19 protein-coding genes and 1 pseudogene are annotated in these 19,556 nt (G+C 63.2%); 15 read left to right on the top strand and 5 right to left on the bottom strand.

The window, feature by feature from the left end; genetic code table 11:
- Nucleotides 1-471 carry a Holliday junction resolvase RuvX gene (gene ruvX, locus MJ601_RS02555; RefSeq protein WP_242123007.1) on the top strand — a complete coding sequence of 157 codons (471 nt, stop codon included), beginning with the start codon at nt 1-3 and terminating at the stop codon, nt 469-471.
- 12 nt (nt 472-483) lie between these two features.
- On the opposite strand, the pseudogene MJ601_RS02560 reads toward ruvX, so the two are convergent.
- Nucleotides 484-885, bottom strand: a pseudogene (locus MJ601_RS02560) (MerR family transcriptional regulator).
- A 71-nt stretch (nt 886-956) separates the two neighbouring features.
- Here MJ601_RS02560 and MJ601_RS02565 point away from each other — a divergent pair.
- Nucleotides 957-1,721, top strand: coding sequence for a MauE/DoxX family redox-associated membrane protein (locus tag MJ601_RS02565; protein WP_242123008.1), 765 nt, complete (start codon nt 957-959; stop codon nt 1,719-1,721).
- Nucleotides 1,722-1,785: 64 nt separating this feature from the next.
- Here MJ601_RS02565 and serB read toward each other — a convergent pair whose 3' ends face one another.
- The gene (gene serB / locus MJ601_RS02570) at nt 1,786-2,664 is read right to left on the bottom strand and encodes a phosphoserine phosphatase SerB (protein WP_242123009.1); all 879 of its coding nucleotides are present in this window, start codon (nt 2,662-2,664) and stop codon (nt 1,786-1,788) included.
- Here serB and miaA point away from each other — a divergent pair.
- The 7 genes from miaA (at nt 2,663) to leuA (ending at nt 10,267) form a co-directional block, all read left to right on the top strand.
- Complete coding sequence (gene miaA, locus MJ601_RS02575) at nt 2,663-3,607, top strand: tRNA (adenosine(37)-N6)-dimethylallyltransferase MiaA (protein WP_242123010.1); 945 nt, start codon at nt 2,663-2,665, stop codon at nt 3,605-3,607. The two genes, serB and miaA, sit on opposite strands and share 2 nt — an antisense overlap.
- 101 nt (nt 3,608-3,708) lie before the next feature.
- The gene (locus MJ601_RS02580; protein WP_242123011.1) at nt 3,709-5,457 is read left to right on the top strand and encodes an acetolactate synthase 3 large subunit; all 1,749 of its coding nucleotides are present in this window, start codon (nt 3,709-3,711) and stop codon (nt 5,455-5,457) included.
- A 10-nt stretch (nt 5,458-5,467) separates the two neighbouring features.
- Nucleotides 5,468-5,812, top strand: a complete 345-nt coding sequence (locus MJ601_RS02585) for an LSm family protein (RefSeq protein ID WP_242123012.1) — start codon at nt 5,468-5,470, stop codon at nt 5,810-5,812.
- Nucleotides 5,812-6,327, top strand: coding sequence for an acetolactate synthase small subunit (ilvN, locus tag MJ601_RS02590; RefSeq protein ID WP_192666861.1), 516 nt, complete (start codon nt 5,812-5,814; stop codon nt 6,325-6,327). The genes MJ601_RS02585 and ilvN overlap by 1 nt, the downstream gene beginning before the upstream one ends.
- Nucleotides 6,328-6,464: 137 nt before the next feature.
- A complete protein-coding gene (ilvC, locus tag MJ601_RS02595) occupies nt 6,465-7,505 on the top strand; it encodes a ketol-acid reductoisomerase (protein WP_348635552.1) in 1,041 nt (346 codons plus the stop codon).
- Between the two features lie 204 nt (nt 7,506-7,709).
- Nucleotides 7,710-8,333, top strand: coding sequence for a YceI family protein (locus MJ601_RS02600; protein WP_242123014.1), 624 nt, complete (start codon nt 7,710-7,712; stop codon nt 8,331-8,333).
- A 260-nt stretch (nt 8,334-8,593) separates the two neighbouring features.
- Nucleotides 8,594-10,267 carry a 2-isopropylmalate synthase gene (gene leuA, locus MJ601_RS02605; protein ID WP_242123015.1) on the top strand — a complete coding sequence of 558 codons (1,674 nt, stop codon included), beginning with the start codon at nt 8,594-8,596 and terminating at the stop codon, nt 10,265-10,267.
- Nucleotides 10,268-10,567: 300 nt separating this feature from the next.
- On the opposite strand, the gene MJ601_RS02610 is transcribed toward leuA, so the two are convergent.
- Nucleotides 10,568-11,929: a M20/M25/M40 family metallo-hydrolase gene (locus MJ601_RS02610; protein WP_281061195.1), complete on the bottom strand. Its 1,362-nt coding sequence runs from the start codon at nt 11,927-11,929 to the stop codon at nt 10,568-10,570.
- Between the two features lie 187 nt (nt 11,930-12,116).
- On the opposite strand from MJ601_RS02610, the gene MJ601_RS02615 reads away from it, so the two are divergent.
- Both MJ601_RS02615 and trmFO read left to right on the top strand, forming a co-directional pair.
- Nucleotides 12,117-13,418 carry a dicarboxylate/amino acid:cation symporter gene (locus MJ601_RS02615; RefSeq protein ID WP_242123016.1) on the top strand — a complete coding sequence of 434 codons (1,302 nt, stop codon included), beginning with the start codon at nt 12,117-12,119 and terminating at the stop codon, nt 13,416-13,418.
- A gap of 61 nt (nt 13,419-13,479) precedes the next feature.
- Nucleotides 13,480-14,817: a methylenetetrahydrofolate--tRNA-(uracil(54)-C(5))-methyltransferase (FADH(2)-oxidizing) TrmFO gene (gene trmFO, locus MJ601_RS02620; RefSeq protein WP_242123017.1), complete on the top strand. Its 1,338-nt coding sequence runs from the start codon at nt 13,480-13,482 to the stop codon at nt 14,815-14,817.
- A gap of 3 nt (nt 14,818-14,820) precedes the next feature.
- Here trmFO and MJ601_RS02625 read toward each other — a convergent pair whose 3' ends face one another.
- A complete protein-coding gene (locus MJ601_RS02625; RefSeq protein ID WP_242123018.1) occupies nt 14,821-15,285 on the bottom strand; it encodes an EF-hand domain-containing protein in 465 nt (154 codons plus the stop codon).
- 10 nt (nt 15,286-15,295) lie between these two features.
- Nucleotides 15,296-15,787 carry a hypothetical protein gene (locus MJ601_RS02630; RefSeq protein ID WP_348635546.1) on the bottom strand — a complete coding sequence of 164 codons (492 nt, stop codon included), beginning with the start codon at nt 15,785-15,787 and terminating at the stop codon, nt 15,296-15,298.
- Here MJ601_RS02630 and MJ601_RS22000 point away from each other — a divergent pair.
- From MJ601_RS22000 to MJ601_RS02650, 4 genes are read left to right on the top strand one after another with little or no spacing between them, the layout of a single operon-like run.
- Entirely contained in the window at nt 15,767-16,153 is a 387-nt protein-coding gene (locus MJ601_RS22000; protein ID WP_242123335.1) for a hypothetical protein, read from the top strand. The genes MJ601_RS02630 and MJ601_RS22000 overlap by 21 nt on opposite strands.
- A 39-nt stretch (nt 16,154-16,192) precedes the next feature.
- Nucleotides 16,193-16,870, top strand: coding sequence for a TadE/TadG family type IV pilus assembly protein (locus tag MJ601_RS02640; protein WP_242123020.1), 678 nt, complete (start codon nt 16,193-16,195; stop codon nt 16,868-16,870).
- Nucleotides 16,871-16,905: 35 nt separating this feature from the next.
- Nucleotides 16,906-17,538: a hypothetical protein gene (locus MJ601_RS02645; RefSeq protein ID WP_242123021.1), complete on the top strand. Its 633-nt coding sequence runs from the start codon at nt 16,906-16,908 to the stop codon at nt 17,536-17,538.
- An 11-nt stretch (nt 17,539-17,549) separates the two neighbouring features.
- Nucleotides 17,550-19,391, top strand: coding sequence for a pilus assembly protein TadG-related protein (locus MJ601_RS02650; protein WP_242123022.1), 1,842 nt, complete (start codon nt 17,550-17,552; stop codon nt 19,389-19,391).
- Nucleotides 19,392-19,556: the final 165 nt, after the last annotated feature.

Below are 19,556 nucleotides of genomic sequence, written 5' to 3' on the forward strand. Positions count from 1 at the left end.
ATGACCGTCCTTACCGCCGACCGCGCGCTTTTCCGCGAAGCCCTGCCCCATGGCGGCCGCCTACTGGGCATGGATGTCGGGAGCAAGACGATCGGCCTTGCGCTTTGCGATGCGGGCTGGTCGATCGCGAGCCCCGCCCATACCGTGTCGCGCGGCAAGTTCGGCAAGGACAAGATCGCGCTGGCCGCCTTCATCGCGCAGCAGCTGGTGAAAGGGGTGGTGATCGGCCTGCCGCTGAACCTCGACGGCAGCGAAAGCCCGCGCAGCCAGGCCAGCCGCGCCTTTGCCCGCAATATCGCGGACCTGGGCCTGCCCATCTTGCTGTGGGACGAGCGCTGGTCGACGCAGGCCGTGACCCGCACGCTGCTGGAAGCGGATGCCAGCCGCGCGCGCCGCGACGAACTGGTCGACAAGCTTGCCGCCAGCTATATTTTGCAGGGCGCCATCGACGGGTTGATGGCGGGTTTCTGACGGAGGCGGGATTTAGCCCTCAAAGGCCGAGATGATCGGGCAAGGCCCTTCTTCCGACGCGTGGCAGGCGCTCGCGAGGCGGCGCAGCGAGTCCCGGGCGGTCTGCAACTCGGCAATCCTGAAGTCCAGCGCCTGCAGCCTTTCCGCCGCCAGTTCCCGCGCTCTCGCCCTGTCCTGCCCCGCGTCGAGCCGCAGCAATTCCCCGATCTGCTCCAGCGTGAAGCCCGCCCCTTAGGCCGATCGGATGAACTTCAGCCGCCGCACATCGCCTTCGTCATAGCGCCGGACGCCGCCTGCCACGCCGCCGCCTTCCGGCCGGTCGGGCGTCGGCAGCAAGCCGCGCCGCTGGTAGAAGCGCACCGTCTCGACCCCGACGCCGCCCGCGCGGGCCAGAGCAGAAATCGTCATCGCCATGCTTGACTCCGGACCATGGTACGGAACCCATATGGGGTGCCAAGCGATATTCGCCAAGAGAAAGCCGAGCCATGACCACGACCGCCGCCACCCTTCCGACACCCCGGAGAGCCATGCTCTACCGCATGGTGATGCCGGGGCATGTCTGCCCCCATGGTCTCAAGGCGCGCTGGCTGCTCAGGCACAAGGGCTACGAGGTCGAGGATCATTGGCTTACCAGCCGGGAGGAAACCGACGCCTTCAAGGCCGCGCATGACGTCAGGACCACGCCGCAGATCTTCATCGATGGCGAAAGGATCGGCGGCCATGACGACCTGCGCCGTCATTTCGGGCTGAAAGTCGCCGATCCCAATGCGACGAGCTATACCCCTGTCCTTGCCGTCTTCGCGGTCGGTGCGCTGCTGGCGATGGCCTTCACGGCGATTGAGGCCATGCCGATCCTCAGCGTCGTGACGGTGGAGCGCTTCATCGCCATCACCATGATGCTGCTGGCCATGCTGAAGCTTCAGGACGTGGATCGCTTCGCCACCATGTTCCTGAATTATGACCTGCTGGCCCGCCGCTATGTGCCCTATGGCAAGGCCTATCCCTTTCTGGAACTGGGTGCGGGCGTGCTGATGCTGACCGGCTGGCTCGACTGGCTGTCGATCCCCGTGGCGCTGTTCATCGGCGGCATCGGCGCCGTGTCGGTGTTCAAGGCCGTCTATATCGAGAAGCGCGAACTCAAATGCGCCTGCGTCGGCGGCGGCAGCAATGTGCCGCTGGGCTTCGTCTCGCTGACGGAGAATATCATGATGGTGGCGATGGCGCTGTGGATGCTGTCGGGCATCCACTGATTCTGAAACGCCATGCTTCCGCGACTGTCAGCGGAGATCGATCTTCGGCGCCGGCGCGGCCATGTTATCCGTCGATCCAGTCCGCCGAAGCGATGCCCTGCGCGTAAAGCAGCACGGACAGGTCGCCATGCACGATTTCCGCCGCAGCAGCCTCGCGGGTCTTGGGCTTCGCATGATAGGCGACGCCCAGTCCCGCGCCCTGGATCATCGGAATGTCGTTGGCGCCATCGCCGACCGCCAGGGTGAGAGCGCGATCGATGCCGCCCTCGATCGCGGCTTCCAGTTCCGCCCGCTTGCGCGCCGCGTCGACGATCGGCGCCGTCACCGTGCCGAGCAAGGCCCCATCCGCAATTTCCAGCACATTGGCGACTGCGCTGTCGAAACCGATCTCCTCCGCCACCGGGCCGGTGAAGCGGGTGAAGCCGCCCGACACCAGCAAAGTCTTCGCCCCCCGCGCCTTCATCGTCCGCACCAGCGCCCTGGCGCCGGGCATGATCCTGACGCGCTCGACGCGGCACTGGTCGATGGCGGCATCCGCCAATCCCTTGAGCAAGGCCACCCGCTCATGCAGCGCGCCTGCGAAATCCAGTTCGCCGCGCATCGCCCGCTCGGTGATCTCGGCGATCTGCGGCTTGATCCCGGCATAGTCGGCCAGTTCGTCAATGCACTCGACGGTGATCATGGTGGAATCCATGTCCGCGATCAGCAGCTTCTTCTCGCGGCCGTGGGCCGGCTGGACGATCACGTCCACCCTGTCGCCGATCCCGGTCAGCGCAGCCCGCGCCGCGATCGGGTCGGACCCGAAGAAAATGTCCGCCGCCTTGCCCTGGTCCAGCCACCGGCTATCCACCGGCGCGCAGCCTGCAGTCGCCAGCCGTCCGGCGGCCTGCGCAATATCTTCCTGACTCAAGGCCGCACTTGCCACTAAGGTCGCGACGAACATGGACACTCCCGAAACATATGAGGGCGAATCCCGCCCGCGCGTCGCGCTTATTGCCGGGCCTACCGCCAGCGGCAAGAGCGCGCTTGCCCTTGCCCTTGCCCATGCGGCGAACGGCGTCATCATCAATGCCGATGCAAGCCAGGTCTATGCCGACCTCCAGATCCTCTCCGCGCGGCCATCGGACGAGGACATGGCGCAGGCTCCGCATCGCCTTTTCGGCCATATCGACGGCGCGGAATCCTGTTCCGCCGCCCGCTGGGCGGCCGAAGCCCGCGCCGAGGTGGACAGGGCGCATGAGGAAGGCCGCCTTCCCATCCTGGTCGGCGGAACGGGGCTCTATCTGCGCACCCTGCTCGACGGCATCGCCCCGGTGCCGGACATCGATCCGGCCGTCCGCGCCACGATCCGCACCATGGCCGTGGCGGAAGCGCACGCTGCCCTGGGCAGGGAGGATCCCGAAGCCGCCACGCGTCTGGCCCCAGCAGATACCACGCGCGTGGCCCGCGCGCTCGAAGTCGTGCGCTCCACCGGCAAGCCCCTCTCGGAATGGCAGAAGCGCAAGAGCGGCGGCATCGGTAATCGCATCGCCCTTGCCCCGCTCATCCTGCTGCCCCCGCGCGACTGGCTGATCGAGCGCTGCGACCGCCGGTTCGGGCAGATGGTGGACAGCGGCGCCGTGGAGGAAGTCGAAGCCCTGCTCGCGCGCAATCTCTCCCCCGGTCTTCCCGTCATGCGTGCCATCGGGGTGCCGGAAATCGCAGCCTGGCTGGCGGGGGAGATCGGCCGCGAGCCGATGCTGGAACGCGGCCGGATTGCGACCCGCCAATATGCGAAGCGCCAATATACCTGGTTTTCCCGCCAGCCCCCAACGGACTGGCCGCGGGAAACACGACAGGTTGATGATAAAATCACAGATGAATTGGTAATTAAATTACAACAATAACCATTGACATGTCATTTTATGCCCAATAAACGCAGCCGCCTTGTCATCGCGGCTGATCTGGCGCAGATGGCGCAACCTGAATCTGGCGGAAGGAATCCATCGTGGCCGAAAAGAGCGGCGCGGACATATTGGTTGAGTGCCTGATCGACCTGGGGGTCGAGGTCGTGTTCGGTTATCCGGGCGGCGCGGTGCTGCCCATTTATGACGCACTCTTCAATCATCCGAAGATCCGCCACGTGCTCGTCCGCCATGAACAGGGCGCGACCCATATGGCGGAGGGCTATGCGCGCTCGACCGGCAAGCCCGGCGTCGTGCTCGTCACCTCCGGCCCGGGCGCGACCAATGCCGTCACCGGCATCACCGATGCGCTGATGGATTCGATCCCGATGGTCGTCATCACCGGCCAGGTCCCGACCCAACTGATCGGCACCGACGCCTTTCAGGAAGCGGACACGGTCGGCATCACGCGCCACTGCACCAAGCATAATTATCTGGTGAAGTCGCCGACCAAGCTGGCCAGCGTCATCCATGAGGCGTTCCATATCGCCACCACCGGCCGTCCCGGCCCGGTCGTCGTCGACATTCCCAAGAATGTCCAGATCGCGACGGCGCCCTATGAAAAGCCCAGGGCGTTCGAACATGCGAGCTACCGGCCGCAGACCAAGGGCGACGCCAAGGCGATCGCTACGGCGGTCGAGTGGCTGGCAAAGGCGGAACGGCCGATCTTCTACACCGGCGGCGGCGTCATCAACAGCGGCCCGGAAGCGTCGGCCCTGCTGCGTGAGATCGCCGCGCTGACGGGTGCGCCCGTCACTTCGACATTGATGGGTCTGGGCGCCTTCCCGGCTTCATCGGACCAATGGGTCGGCATGCTGGGCATGCACGGCACCTATGAAGCCAATTGGGCGATGAACAAGGCGGACCTGATCGTCTGCGTCGGTGCCCGCTTCGACGACCGCGTGACCGGCCGCCTGGACGCTTTCGCGCCCCATTCGAAGAAAATCCACATCGATATCGACCGCAGCTCGATCAACAAGACCGTCGATGTCGACCTGCCCATCGTCGCCGACGTCGCCAGCGCGCTCGCCGACATGATCGCGCTCTGGAAGGATCGCGGCCACAAGGCGGCCGATCTCACCGAATGGTGGGCGCGGATCGACGGCTGGCGCGCGCGCAACAGCCTCGCCTATCCCGACAGCCGCGAGGAGATCATGCCGCAGGACGCGATCGCCCAGCTTTACAAGGCTTCGCGCTCGTCAAAGGACGTCATCATCACCACCGAGGTCGGCCAGCATCAGATGTGGGCGGCCCAGCATTTCGGCTTCGACGAACCGAACAAGTGGCTGACCTCCGGCGGCCTCGGCACCATGGGCTATGGCTTCCCGGCGGCGATCGGCGCGCAGGTGGGCAATCCCGACAGCCTGGTCGTCTGCGTCGCGGGCGATGCCTCGATCCAGATGAACATTCAGGAAATGGGCACCGCCACGCAATATCGCCTGCCGGTCAAGATCTTCATCCTGAACAATGAATATATGGGCATGGTCCGCCAGTGGCAGGAGCTGACCTATGAAAGCCGCTATTCCAACAGCTATTCCGACAGCCTGCCCGATTTCGTGAAGCTGGCGGAAGCTTATGGCTGGACCGGCATCCGCATCGAAGGGCCGCAGGAACTGGCGGCAGGCATCCGTCAGATGATCGACACGCCCGGCCCGGTGATCGTCGACTGCCGCGTGGCGAAACTCAGCAACTGCTTCCCGATGATCCCGTCGGGCGCGGCGCATACCGAAATGCTGCTCGACCCCAGCCAGGTCGAAGGCATCATGTCGGACGAGGCAAAGGCTTTGGTGTGAGGATCGGGGTGTGACCACTCATCTGAAGCTGCGCATCCATGTGAGCGAACCCTTCGATTTCGAACGGATCGCGGGCACCGCCGAGCTGACGGGCTGGACGGTGGACCATGCCGATCCGGACAATGAGGATTGGGAAGTTCATCTGGATGCGGGCTTCGACTTTCACGACCGCCACATCGGCCGCCTGCTGGTCAGCCCGCGCTATGTGGGCGAGCATCTGGCGCGGATGTTCGACGCGATTGCGGGCTTTCCCGTCCGCATCGCCCATCGCGACGACGGCGCATGGCACTACGCCCTGACGGGCATGATTTCAGAGCGCCACGAGCGCGAAGAACCGGATAACGGAACGATCTGATGCATATTCAGGAAGAGATTAGCGAGCGGCACGTCCTGTCGCTGACGGTTTCGAACGAGGCGGGCATATTGGCGCGTATCGCGGGCCTGTTCACCGCGCGCGGCTATAATATCGACAGCCTGACCGTGGCGGACATCACCCCCGACCATGCGATCAGCCGCATCACCATCGTCACCAGCGGGCCGCCCAAGGTGATCGACCAGATCATCGCCCAGCTCGACCGGCTGGTGCCGGTGCACAAGGTGACGGACCTGACCGACAACGGCCCCTTCGTCGAGCGCGAACTGGCGCTGGTCAAGGTCGCGGGCGTGGGCGAGGACCGGATCGAGGCGCTGCGCCTGGCCGATGTGTTCCGCGCCAAGGTGGTCGACACCACGATCGAGAGCTTCATCTTCGAGATCACCGGCACGACCGACAAGATCGACAATTTCGTCGGCCTGATGCGGCAGATCGGCCTGGTCGAAGTCGGCCGCACCGGCGTCGTCGGCCTGATCCGCGGCAAGGAGCCGAACTGAAGGAATTGCCCCTCTCCCCCTGTGGGAGAGGGAGGGGCCTACCGCGCAGCGGTGGGAGGGTGAGGGCGAAACCCCCTCCCCCGCGCGAAGGTGGTTCCCCTCACCAACCATCAAGGCTCCGCAAGGGGTCATTCGAACTGCACAAGAAGGAACGTCAAATGAAGGTTTATTACGACCGCGACGCGGACATCGGCCTGATCAAGGGCAAGAAGGTCGCCATCCTGGGCTACGGATCGCAGGGTCACGCCCATGCCCAGAACCTGCGCGACAGCGGCGTTGCCGAAGTCGCCATCGCCCTGCGCCCCGGCTCGTCCTCGGCCAAGAAGGCCGAAGGCGCCGGTTTCAAGGTGCTGTCGAACGCTGACGCCGCCGCCTGGGCCGACGTGCTCATGATCCTCGCGCCCGACGAAAACCAGGCCGACCTCTATGCCGCCGACATCCATGCGAACCTGCGCCCCGGCGCCGCGCTCGCCTTCGCGCACGGCCTCAACGTCCATTTCGGCCTGATCGAACCGCGCGCCGACGTCGACGTCATCATGATCGCGCCCAAGGGCCCCGGCCACACCGTCCGCGGCGAATATGTGAAGGGCGGCGGCGTGCCCTGCCTGATCGCCGTTCATCAGGACGCGACCGGCAATGCCCATGACATCGCCCTCTCCTACGCTTCGGCGGTCGGCGGCGGCCGTTCGGGCATCATCGAAACCGATTTCAAGGAAGAGTGCGAAACCGACCTGTTCGGCGAGCAGGCGGTTCTGTGCGGCGGCATTACCCACCTCATCATGGCGGGCTTCGAAACGCTGGTGGAAGCCGGTTATGCGCCGGAAATGGCCTATTTCGAATGCCTCCACGAAACCAAGCTGATCGTCGATCTGATGTATGAGGGCGGCATCGCCAACATGCGCTATTCGATCTCGAACACGGCCGAATATGGCGACTATCACACCGGCCCGCGCGTCATCACCGACGAGACCAAGGCCGAGATGAAGCGCGTGCTGACCGACATTCAGCAGGGCAAGTTCGTCCAGCGCTTCCTGACCGACATCAAGACCGGCTATCCGGAAATGAAGGCGAAGCGGAAGCTCCAGGCCCAGCACCCGATCGAGAAGACCGGCGAACAGCTGCGCGCCATGATGCCCTGGATCGGCGCCAACAAGCTTGTCGACAAGGACAAGAACTGACGATCTCTCGCCGCCCGAAAATCCGGGTTTGCCATGCCGGCGGCCCGAAGGGCGGCGTCCGCCGGCGCATGGATGCTCGCGAATGGGCGCCATGCCTAAGGATCCTGACCGGTAACCCATTGTTTCCGGTTACGGCTCTGGAACAATCAGGGGACGTTGCCTATTCTGGCGGCGTCCCTTGATCGCTTCTGGAGAATATAGCCCATGCGCATGCTCATGATTTCCGCAGCCGCCCTGGTCGCGGTAGCCGGTGGCGGTGTCGTCGTCGCCCAGCAGATGCCGCCTGCCCCGGGCGCGAAGGATCCGGCCCGCGTCACTGCCGGCACTTACGCGATCGATCCTGGCCACACGCAGATCCTGTTCGCCTACGATCATATGGGCTTTTCCAACAATATGGGGGTCATTTCCGAATCGACCGGTACGCTGACCCTCGATCCGAAAAATCCGTCGGCGGCCAAGGTCTCCGTCGATGTTCCCGTCGCCAACCTGCGGACCGGCATTGCCAAGCTCGACGAGCATCTGATGAAGCCGGAATTTTTCGATTCCGCCAAATTCCCCAAGGCGACCTTCGTGTCGACCGGCGTGAAGGTGCAGGGCACCGAAGCGGAAATCAGCGGCAACCTGACCATCAAGGGCGTGACCAAGCCCGTGACGCTGGACGCTGAATTCTACGGCGCGGGCAAGGCTCCGGCGATGATGGGCGGCAAGGAAAATATCGGCTTCGTCGCCACCACCACCGTCAAGCGCAGCGATTTCAACATGGGCTATGGCGTGCCGATGGTCGGCGACGCCGTCGAACTGAAGATCGTCGCCGCTTTTCAGAAATAGGCGCCTTTCGCTCCCCTCCCGCCCGCGGGAGGGGACAATGCCACGCCGCCACCCTTGCGCTTCCCCGCCCATATGGGTTATGGGGCTTTCATCATGCAGCGTGCGCTTCTTCCCCTGCTACGACTTACACGCCCTTAGGCGTGGTTTTTGTGCTGCTCTTCGCTTGAATGACGCGGCAATCCGCCTAAGGGCACTAGCAAGCAGATAGTCGTACCACCGGGCAGTCACCGGCCGCCCGCATGCAAAGAAGTAGCTTTTCCATGATGCTGACCGATCCCTCGCTGAAATACCGCCCCTTCCCTCAGGTGGACCTGCCCAACCGCCAGTGGCCGAGCGCCGTCATCACCTCGCCGCCGCGCTGGCTGTCGACCGACATGCGCGACGGCAACCAGTCGCTGATCGACCCGATGAACGCGGAAAAGAAGCGCCGTTTCTTCGATCTGCTGGTGAAAGTCGGCGTCAAGGAGATCGAGGTCGGCTTCCCCAGCGCGGGTGCGACCGAGTTCGACTTCATTTCCGGCCTGGTGCGCGACGGCGCGATTCCCGACGACGTGATCCCGCAGGTGCTGACCCAAGCCCGCGAAGACCTGATCGCCACCACCTTCGAATCCCTGCGCGGCGCGAAGAAGGCCATCGTCCACGTCTACAACGCGGTGTCGCCCGCCTGGCGCAACATCGTGTTCCAGATGGACCGCCCGCAGATCAAGGAGATCGCCATCAACGCGGCGAAGCTGCTGCGCGACAATGCGGCCAGGCAGCCCGATACCGATTGGCATTTCGAATATTCGCCGGAAACCTTCTCGACCGCCGAACTGGATTTCAGCCTGGAATGCTGCGAGGCGGTGATGGACATACTGCAGCCGACGGCCGAACGCCCGCTGATCCTGAACCTGCCCGCCACGGTCGAGGCGGCGACGCCCAACATCTATGCCGATCAGATCGAATGGATCTGCCGCAACATCTCGAAGCGCGACAGCGTGGTGATCTCGCTGCACACCCATAACGACCGCGGCACCGGCGTTGCGGCGGCCGAACTGGGCCTGATGGCGGGCGCGGACCGCGTCGAAGGCTGCCTGTTCGGCAATGGCGAGCGCACCGGCAATTGCGACCTGGTGACGGTTGCCCTGAACATGTACACGCAGGGCATCAATCCGGGGCTGGATTTCAGCGACATAGACGAGGTCATCCAGACCGTCGAATATTGCAACCAGCTGCCGGTCCACCCACGCCATCCCTATGCGGGCGAACTGGTGTTCACGGCCTTTTCCGGCAGCCATCAGGACGCGATCAAGAAGGGTTTTGCCGCGCAGGAAGCGCGCAACGACCAGATCTGGGACGTGCCCTATCTGCCGATCGATCCCAAGGATCTGGGCCGCGATTACGAAGCCGTGATCCGCGTCAACAGCCAGTCCGGCAAGGGCGGCGTCGCCTGGGTGCTGCAACAGGACAAGGGGCTGAAGCTGCCCAAGCGGATGCAGGCCGATTTCTCCAAGATCGTGCAGGCGCTGGCCGACGAAAGCAGCCGGGAACTCAATGCCGCCGATATCTGGGGGGCGTTCGAAACCCATTATCGCCTGACGGGCGAGCAGCCCTACCGGCTGATCGATTATCATGAGAGCGGCCATGCCGGGGATCGCATCTTCACCGGCAAGATCGCGCACAAGGGCGGCGAACGCTCCATTTCCGGGCGCGGCAACGGCCTGATCTCCTCGGTTCTGGCCGCGCTGCGCGATGAGCTGGGCGTCGATCTGGAGGTCGCCGACTATAGCGAACATGCGATCGGCGCAGGCACGGATGTGGCGGCGGCGGCCTATGTCGAATGCCGCACGCCCGATGGCCGGACGATTTTCGGCATCGGCACCGACACGGACATCGCCACCGCTTCGGTTCAGGCCGTGCTGTCGGCGGCGAACAGCGTCGCGGCGCCGCGCTGATCGGCGGGTGGCGCATCATTTGGTTCGAGCCAGGTCGGAAAGCATGAGCCGCCGCGCCACCGCTTCTTGACCTTGCTGGAGCATCGTGCGCAAAAGTGGGAACCGGTCTTGCGCTTAAAACGATGCGAAAACAAAAAGCTAGAGCGCGCGACTTGCGTCCGATTTAACGCAGCGCGCTCTATGGCATGATCCGGTCAAGCCGGATCGGGTCATGCTCTATTTGTCCCTGACTTTCCGCACTTTCCGGGCCAGCCGGTGATGCCACCTGCTTCGAACATGCTCTGGCACGAGCGGAGCCTGTTACCCCGCGAGCGCCTTCACCACCCTTTCCCACTGATCCAGCGCCGCCGGAATGCCGGCGACCGGCACCCGCTCGTCCAGCCCATGGGCGAAGCCATCCTCGCCACGCAGGAACAGGCTCGACACCCCATAGCTGGGCACGCCCAAGGCCCGGAAATAGAGGCTGTCGGTCGCCCCCGCCGACATGCTGGGTATGACCGGGATGGCGGGATAGCGCGCCGCAACCGCCGCGGTCACCGCCTTCAGCACATCCGGCCGCAAGGGCGACGCATCGCTGCCCGTCGGACTGTCTCGCAGGACGATCGACGCGCTCGGATCGGCGATCACCCTTTCCAGTTCGGCCCTGACCGTCTCGATCGCGACGCCGGGAAAGATACGGCAATTCACGTTGAGGCTGGCGCTTTGCGGCAACGCATTGAGGGCATGGCCCCCCTGCGCCATGGTGGCGACGCAGGTGGTCCGAACCTGTCCGATGAATTCTGGGAATTCGGACAGAAGATCAGCCGCCTTGCTGTCTCCGGTCCTCGCATAGCTGCGCATGGCGGCACCGGCTTCGCCGCCGATCCGGTCGGCGGACAGGAGGAAGGACGCCTTGGTCAATTCATTGCGCATCGGTGCGAAGCGATAGGCCGCGATTCGATCGATCACCCGCGCCATGCGGTAGATCGGATTGCCCGGCGTCGGCGCGCTGCTATGGCCGCCGGGATCGGTGAAGCCGATCTCGAAATCGGCATAGCTCTTCTCGCCCGCCTGCAACTGGTACAGCACGGCCTTCCCGCCTTCGTCGAGCAGCCCGCCGCCGCCGTCGCCGTTCAGCAACAGCTCGGCATCCTGATATCTGGCCGCCAGCGCCCGCGTCGTGGCCATATGGGTTTCCTCGTCCCCCGACAGCAGCAGGGTGACGCTGCGGCGCGGCTGCCAGCCCGCACGCTTCAGCCCGGCCAGCGTCGCCACCATCATGGCGACATCATATTTATTGTCTTCCGCCCCCCGGCCGAAAATATAGCCATTTTCCTCGACCGGCGTGAAAGGATCGCGTTGCCAGTCCGCCGCGTTCGCCGCCACCACATCCATATGGCCTATCATCAGCAGGGACTTGAGCGTTGGATCGCTGCCCCTTATCGTTGCCGCCAGCGTGGCGGTCTCCCCCATCGGCACGATCTCGATATCCGCCGCCGCGAAACCAGCCTGCCGCAAGAGGGAGGCATAATAAGCGGCAAGTCCGGGCACCTGCCCCGCGCCTTCCACCGTCCGGAAGGCGATGGACTTCATCAGCACGGTCTTCGCCAGGGCGGGGTCCCCCGCCGCCTGCGCCGCCTGAGGCAGGAACAAAGCCGCCAGAACCGCCCACCACCGCTTCAAATCACATCTCCATGCTGGATTTCCCGACCTCATGTGGCATAGCGGATCGCAAGGGCCAATCCGTTTGACCCTAAGCCGCGGAAAGAGGGCGTCCTTATCCGCGTTCACCCCGTTAAAGAATTGCTTGCGCGCATTTGGCGGGACTGTCCACCATATCGCGTGCCGGTCGCCCCAAGGAAATGAGCCCATGGTCCTCCCCTATCGCAGCTTCGGATTTCAGGTTCTTGCGGGCATGGCCGTCGGCCTGGCTCTGGGCCTGGTGGCACGGTCGATGGGAACCGGACCGGAAGGCGACCTCAACTGGCTGGCGACGACCCTCAAGACCACGGGCTCGATCTTCGTCTCGCTGCTGAAGGCCGTCGTCCCTCCGCTGGTGTTTGCGGCGATCGTGGCGTCCATCGCCAATTTGCGCGCGCTCGACAATGCCGCGCGGCTGGCGGGACAAACCCTGCTCTGGTTTGCGTTCACCGCCCTGATCGCCGTGGTCATCGGCATCGTCATCGGCCTGATCGTGCAGCCGGGCACCGGCCTGCATGGACAGGTGCTGGCCGGCGGCAAGCCCGACAGTTTCGGCGGCTGGCTCGATTTCCTGAAAGGCCTGGTCCCCGGCAACAGCCTCGCCCTGTCCGCCAGCACCAAGGTCGCGGACAGCGGCGCCACCACGACGCTCTCCTTCAACATCCTCCAGCTCCTGGTCATCTCCATCGCCGTGGGTCTGGCGACGCTGAAAGTGGGTGAGAAGGCCGAACCGTTCCTGGCGTTCGTACGCTCGCTGCTCGCGGTGATCCGCGCGATCCTGGGCTGGATCATCCGTTTGACCCCGATCGGCTCGGCAGCGCTGATCGGCAGCGCGATCGCCACCTATGGCTGGAGCGCGCTCGCCCAGCTCGGCACCTTTGCGGGCGCGGTCTATCTCGGTCTCGCACTGGTGCTGCTGCTCGTCTATCCGGTGCTGCTGGCCGCAAACGGCCTGAAGCCGCTGTCCTTCTTCGCCAAGGCATGGCCCGCCATCCAGCTCGGCTTCGTATCGCGATCCTCGGTCGGCACCATGCCCGTCACCGAAACCGTGGCGGAACGGCTGGGCGTGGACAAGGGCTATGCCGCCTTCGCCATTCCGCTTGCCTCGACCACGAAGATGGATGGATGCGCCTCCATCTATCCGGCGCTGGCCGCGATCTTCATCGCCAATTTCTATGGCATCACCCTGCATGCGGCCGATTACGGGCTTATCGTCTTCGTGTCCGTCGTCGGATCGGCGGCCACTGCGGGGCTGACCGGCGCGATCGTGATGCTGACGCTGACCCTCTCCACCCTCGGCCTGCCGCTGGAGGGCGCGGGACTGCTGCTCGCTATCGACCCTATCCTCGACATGGGCCGCACCGCCGTCAACGTGGCGGGACAGGTGCTGGTCGCCACCATCGTCGCCAAGCGCGAGGGGATATTGGACGAACGCGCCTTTTACGGCGAGGCGGAACTGGCACCGGCCTGATCGCTCCCCCCAAACGCAACAACGGTTGACCTGTGGCGCGGGCAGGACCATGGGTCGCCCCATGCATCAGGTTCATATCATTGGCGGCGGCCTCGCCGGGTCCGAGGCGGCATGGCAACTCGCGCAGGCGGGCGTGAAGGTCCGCCTGTCGGAAATGCGCGGCAGCGGCGAGATGACGCCCGCGCATCAGACCGACGGGCTGGCGGAACTGGTCTGCTCCAACAGCTTCCGTTCCGATGATGCGGACAAGAATGCGGTCGGCCTGCTGCATCAGGAAATGCGGCGGCTGGGTTCGCTGATCATGGCGCAGGCGGAACCGGCCAAGGTGCCCGCCGGATCGGCGCTGGCCGTCGATCGCCACATCTTTTCCGACGGCGTGACGCGCGCGCTGGCCGAGCATCCCCATGTCGAGATCGTGCGCGAGCGCGTCGACATGCTGCCGGCGGACGGCATGACGATCGTCGCGACCGGTCCGCTCACCGCTCCCGCGCTGGCCGCCAGCATCGGCCAGGCGGCCGGCATCGACCATCTCGCCTTTTTCGACGCCATCGCGCCCGTCGTGCATTTCGACAGCATCGACATGGACAAATGCTGGATGGCCAACCGCTGGGACAAGATCGGCCCCGGCGGCGGCGAGGGCAAGGATTATGTCAACTGCCCCATGAACCGGGAACAATATCAGGCCTTCGTCCAGGGGCTGATCGACGGCGAAAAGACCGAGTTCAAGGAGTGGGAGAAGGACACGCCCTATTTCGAAGGCTGCATGCCGATCGAGGTGATGGCGTCGCGGGGCCCGGAAACGCTGCGCCATGGGCCGATGAAGCCGATGGGTCTCGACGATCCGCGCACCGGCCGCTGGCCCTATGCCGTCGTGCAATTGCGGCAGGACAATGCTTCGGGCACGCTCTGGAACATGGTGGGCTTCCAGACCAAGCTGAAGCATGGCGCGCAGATCGAACTGTTCCGCACCATCCCCGGTCTGGAGAAGGCCGAATTCGCGCGGCTGGGCGGCCTGCACCGCAACACCTTCATCCAGAGTCCCAAGCTGCTGGACGCGACGCTGCGCCTCAGAAGCGCGCCGCATATCCGCTTTGCCGGGCAAGTGACGGGCTGCGAAGGCTATGTCGAGAGTGCGGCCATCGGCCTGTTGGCGGGGCGTTTCGCCGCGGCCGAGATTTTGGGCCAGCCACTCGCGCCCCTGCCGGGCGAGACCGCATTGGGCGCGCTGCTCGGCCATGTCACAGGCAATGTCGAAACGGCTGACTATCAGCCGATGAACGTCAATTTCGGCCTGTTTCCGCCGTTGGAGGACGTCAAGAAGAAGCAGCGCAAGGAAGCGATGACGGCGCGCGCCCGCGCGGCACTGGGCCAATGGCTGGGCGAACTTCAGCCCGCCTGACGTTCAGCATTTGCATTTGGGGGCGGCTCTGGGTTTCGGCGCGGTCGTGGCGAATTCGGCGGGGGTGAGCTTGCCGTCGCCATTGGCGTCCGCCTTGGCAAAGCGATCCGAGGTCGCCACCGCCCACTCCTCGAAGGAGAGGAGATTGTCATTGTTCCTGTCGAGCGCCTTGAAGGCCTTGACCCGGCTGCCCATCATCTCGACGCGCGTGATGACCCCGTCCCGATTGCGGTCATAGCGGTCAAAACGCTTCTGCTCGCGGCTTTGTGGCGAGGCTTCGCCGGGCATGGGCGGCGCCTCGCCCATGGCATCCGGATCACCTTCCGGCAAGGTTTCGATGGCCGGAGGAGGCGGGGCGCCGACCAGCGGTTGCGGCACGGCTTCGTTGCTGGCGCGGCCCTGCCACCAGAACAGCCCACCCGCCGCCAGAAACAGCGCCGCCATGGCTCCTGCCAGAACTCGCCCCACCTGATCCCTTTCAACGCCTCAATAATGCGAGGCGTATCAACCGCATATAGAGTGCCGGGGTCAATCCCGGCGGTGCGTGCCGTCCCCTTTTTATGTCATGTCGCGCGAGTTGATAGGCAAGGCGCATCGGACGCCATTGCCCAGGCCATGGGATCGTCGCGGGCAGCAGATGCCGGCGCGCCATGGCGATCGCCTTCTCGGCGATGTCGCCGTCACTCGCCTGTCCCGACAGATCCCAAAGCGCCCACGCCGCCCCGGCCTGCGCCAGCCAATGGGGAATGGCATCCTCACCCGCCAAGGCGCGGAACAATCCACCGCCCCGCCCCTGAGCATAGGCCGGAAGATCGATCTCTCCGATCAGGGCTTCCCAGCCGTCCAGCCATTGCGCGAGACCGGCAGGCGGCGCCGCATTCAAACCGCGCAATGCGTCGATCACCGGTTCCCCGCGTCCCTTGAGGCCGCTGTCGTCCGTCAGCGCATCATGCCACCACGCCAGGCGCATCTGGCCGATCATGGGTTCGCTCGTCGTCGCAACCAGGCGGGCAAAGCGCTGATCAAGCCGCCAGAGCAGCCGATGTCGCACAGCATCCTGACCTGCATATGCGCTGAGCAGGGACGTCAACGCTGGCAAATCCTCATTCGATGCCGTCATGCACCACCTGCCCGAGAAAATAAAACGCCTGTCAGCATGCTCTTGGAAAGGCTCCATATTGCTGGCCTGTCGCCGCCATTACGTCGCCTGAATAGAAACATGCATGAAAGTAAGGAAGCCTCCACGCCTTACGGCCTGAACTTTCACTTTGCTCAACATGCCCATGGCATGAAATTCCCGATCATCCCGTCCGATCCACACATTTACCAAATCTGAACATTAGTCATGCACAGGAGAGACAAGGAGGGCCTTTGCGTGGCGATCTTGCACAGCATCATTCATGCCCTCAGGGCGGTACACGGGTTTAAAAGAAAACTGTGGAAGAACCGCGAGGCCGCGGCGACGGTGGAGTTCGCCATCGTGGGGCCGGCTTTCATAGCATGCCTTCTGGCGATCCTGTACACGATCCTCATCTATCTGGCGCAACAGATGCTGGAGACGGCGGCCCAAGGCGCAGGACGGCTGTTGCTGACCGGTGCGGCGCAAACCACGCGACTGGCAAACGGCAATGTCGGCATGACAGCAAGCGACTTCAAGAATGCCATCTGCAACGGCACTTCCGGTACGGATTCCAATGGCCAGTCCATCACCATTCCTGCGCTGCTGCCCTCGATGCTCTCATGCTCCAGGCTTACCGTCAACGTCACCACCACGACCAGCTACAACGTGGCGAGCACCGCCTCGCCGACGTTCACCTACGACAGTAATGGCGTACTGACCTCCACGGGCACGGGATATAATTATCAATCGGGCGGCAGCGGTCAGAACCTGATCGTTGTCCTGCAGTTGATCTATCTTTGGCCAACCGGAACGGGGCCGCTGAATCTCAACCTCGTCAATCAGCCCAATTCCAATCACATGCTTGTGGCAACGTCCGTATTCACGACAGAGAATTATTCATGCAACACGTTGCAATCGCAAACCTCATGCTGAGACGCTTCCTAAAGAGCACGCATGGTGCGGTTATCGTGGAATTCGCGATCTGCGTGCCCGTGGTTCTGCTGCTTTATGTGAGCGGAACCGGCCTGTCCGACATGATCGCCTGCGACCGCAAGGTTGCCATCGCGACCCGTTCGCTCGCAGACCTCGTCAGCCGGACCATGTCACCTGCGGTCATCTATAACAACGCCCAAAGCACTACCGCGCAATCCTATCTCAGCGCCAGTGCCGTCGTCCTGTCGCCCTACAGACTTGACAACGCAACCGAGCAAATCTCGCTGCTGAGAGTGTGCGATGCCACACATGCCTATGTTGTGTGGACCCAGGCCCAGACGCAGAATGCCGATGGCAGCACCGTTACCGCCACGACTTCGAACCAAACCGCCGGCACGCTCCCCACCAACGAGACGCAGTCGGCCAGCAACGTCGTGTCCATTCCGAGCAACATGATCACCTCTCCGATGGTACCGGTTTCGCCGGACGGCTCGAACGTGTGCGGCAATCTTGCCCCAGGCGATGCAAACAAGACCCAGGTGGGCACGGCAGGCGGCTGGCTGTTCAGGAGCCAGGTATCCTACAACTTCACGCCGTCCGTCAGTCTTGTCACCTTCCCCGCTCGAACTTTCAGCGACACCATCTATATGGTTCCGCGCCTTTACTAGGTACATATGTGATGAAGAAAACCCTCTCAGCCATATGTTCGATGGCACCGCTTAAGCGCCTCGTCCGATTGAAGGCCGATCAGGAAGGCAACGTCCTGATGATTATGGGGTTTGCGGTCATTCCGTTGACCTTCGCGGTTGGCTTTGGAGTCGACTATGCGCGCGCCATGAGCCTCCAGACGCAGTTGAATGCCGCTGCCGACGCTGCAGCGCTCGCGGCCGTTACGCCCGCAATGATCCTTCAGTCAAACAGCGCGTCGACCTCTGCTGCCACGAAGATGTTCAATTCACAGGCCGCGCTGCTCACGGGCTATCAGAACCTGCAGATGACCCCTACCGTCACGGACAGCACCTCCAGCAGCAGCAGCGGCGCTTTGGGCTATCTGCGCACAGCGACGATCAGCTATACGGTCAAATCCATCAACCTGTTCGGCAAAATACTCGGACTGAGCACGCTGACCGTGAGCGGAACCGCAACGGCAAGCGCCGCCCAGCCGCCAAATGTCGACTTCTATCTGGCGATGGACAATTCGCCGTCAATGCTGTTGCCTGCAACCTCCGATGGCGTTGCCAAGATCATCGCGGCGACCAAAACCACCCAACTTCCCAATGGCTGCGCCTTTGCCTGTCATGCTCAAATTCCGCATAGCGATAACATCTACATCAATGACACGCAAAGCCGGCAAGTTCTTTTGTCGACCAGCTACTACACGTCCGGCGCTTCGAATCAAAACGTCTACTATCGTTGGAATCCAACAACCAGCACGCTGTACGACAGTTCGGGGAACTCCATGAATTCCTCCACGACCTCCGTATCCGGACCAACGACGAGCGGAAACACGACCACGACCGTGACAACTGTCACAACAACAACCTATTCGATCGTCGACAGCACCTCTGGTCCTGTCACAATCAATAAAAAAGTATCTTCGACACCCACCACGACTAAAATAACGACCAATAACGGCGGGAATACGAGCACCACGACAACCATCGGAAGCACGAGCACAAGCACGACAACCTATGATACCGGCTACTGGGCCGATGGCTACTGGCTGACGCACAATTACGGTCTCATCTACGGCAGCCCCTCCAGCATTGTCCTGCGCAAGGACGACGTCGTTTCGGCAGCGTCACAGCTGATTCCGTTCGCCGCAAACCAGGCTGCACAGTACCAGGTCACTTACCAGGCCCAGATGTTCTCCTTCGACTGGACGCGGTCCGGCAGCAGTTCGCCCGTCAAGACGCTGAACAGTCTGACGAACGTCGCCTCCTACGGCAGTGGCTTTTCGGCAACCTCGCTGTTCCCGGCGGATGACTATTGGTGGAAGAACTCTCAGCCCACCAGCAGCACCAACATCAATGACAAAGCCACGGAAATGACCAACATGCTCACAACGATGTACAATATCATTCCCACAGCGGGATCAGGCGCCGTCGGAGCGACCCCGCAGAAGATATTGTTCATCATCACCGACGGCATGCTGGATCAGCCGAATGGGAGCGGCCGCTATTTCGGACCGCTTCGGACTAGCGACCTGACCCAATGCACCGCGATCAAGGGCAAGGGCATCAAGATTGCGATCCTCTATACGCAATATCTGCCAGAATCGCTGGTCGGTGATTCCTGGTCTCAGTCGAACGTCGCTCCGTTCCTGCCGGCTCCCCCGTCACCTTATCCCGCTGGCAACGCGGGGAGTTCCGACAAGGTCCTCACCGCTCTGCAAAGTTGCGCGTCACCTGGCGTCAACGGTTCACCGCTGGTGCAGACGGTGACCGCCAATGACAATATCACCGCAGCCCTCCAGCAACTCTTTTCTACAGCCCTTCAAACTGCGCGGCTGGTTCAATAAATGGAATGGTTTGCCTTCGCTGGATCAAACCCACAGACTTGAAGGGAAGCCAGGATGTGTGAGGATTCAGTTCAGGGCGAGCCGAGCCGAAGTCCAGTGCCGCTAAAGTGATGGATTTCGAGAGCCGGCGCGGAGCGACCTGCAGGTCGTGAGCACTGGAAGCGC

Origin of the sequence: Sphingobium trunci, assembly GCF_022664535.1 — a bacterium.
GTDB lineage: Bacteria > Pseudomonadota > Alphaproteobacteria > Sphingomonadales > Sphingomonadaceae > Sphingobium.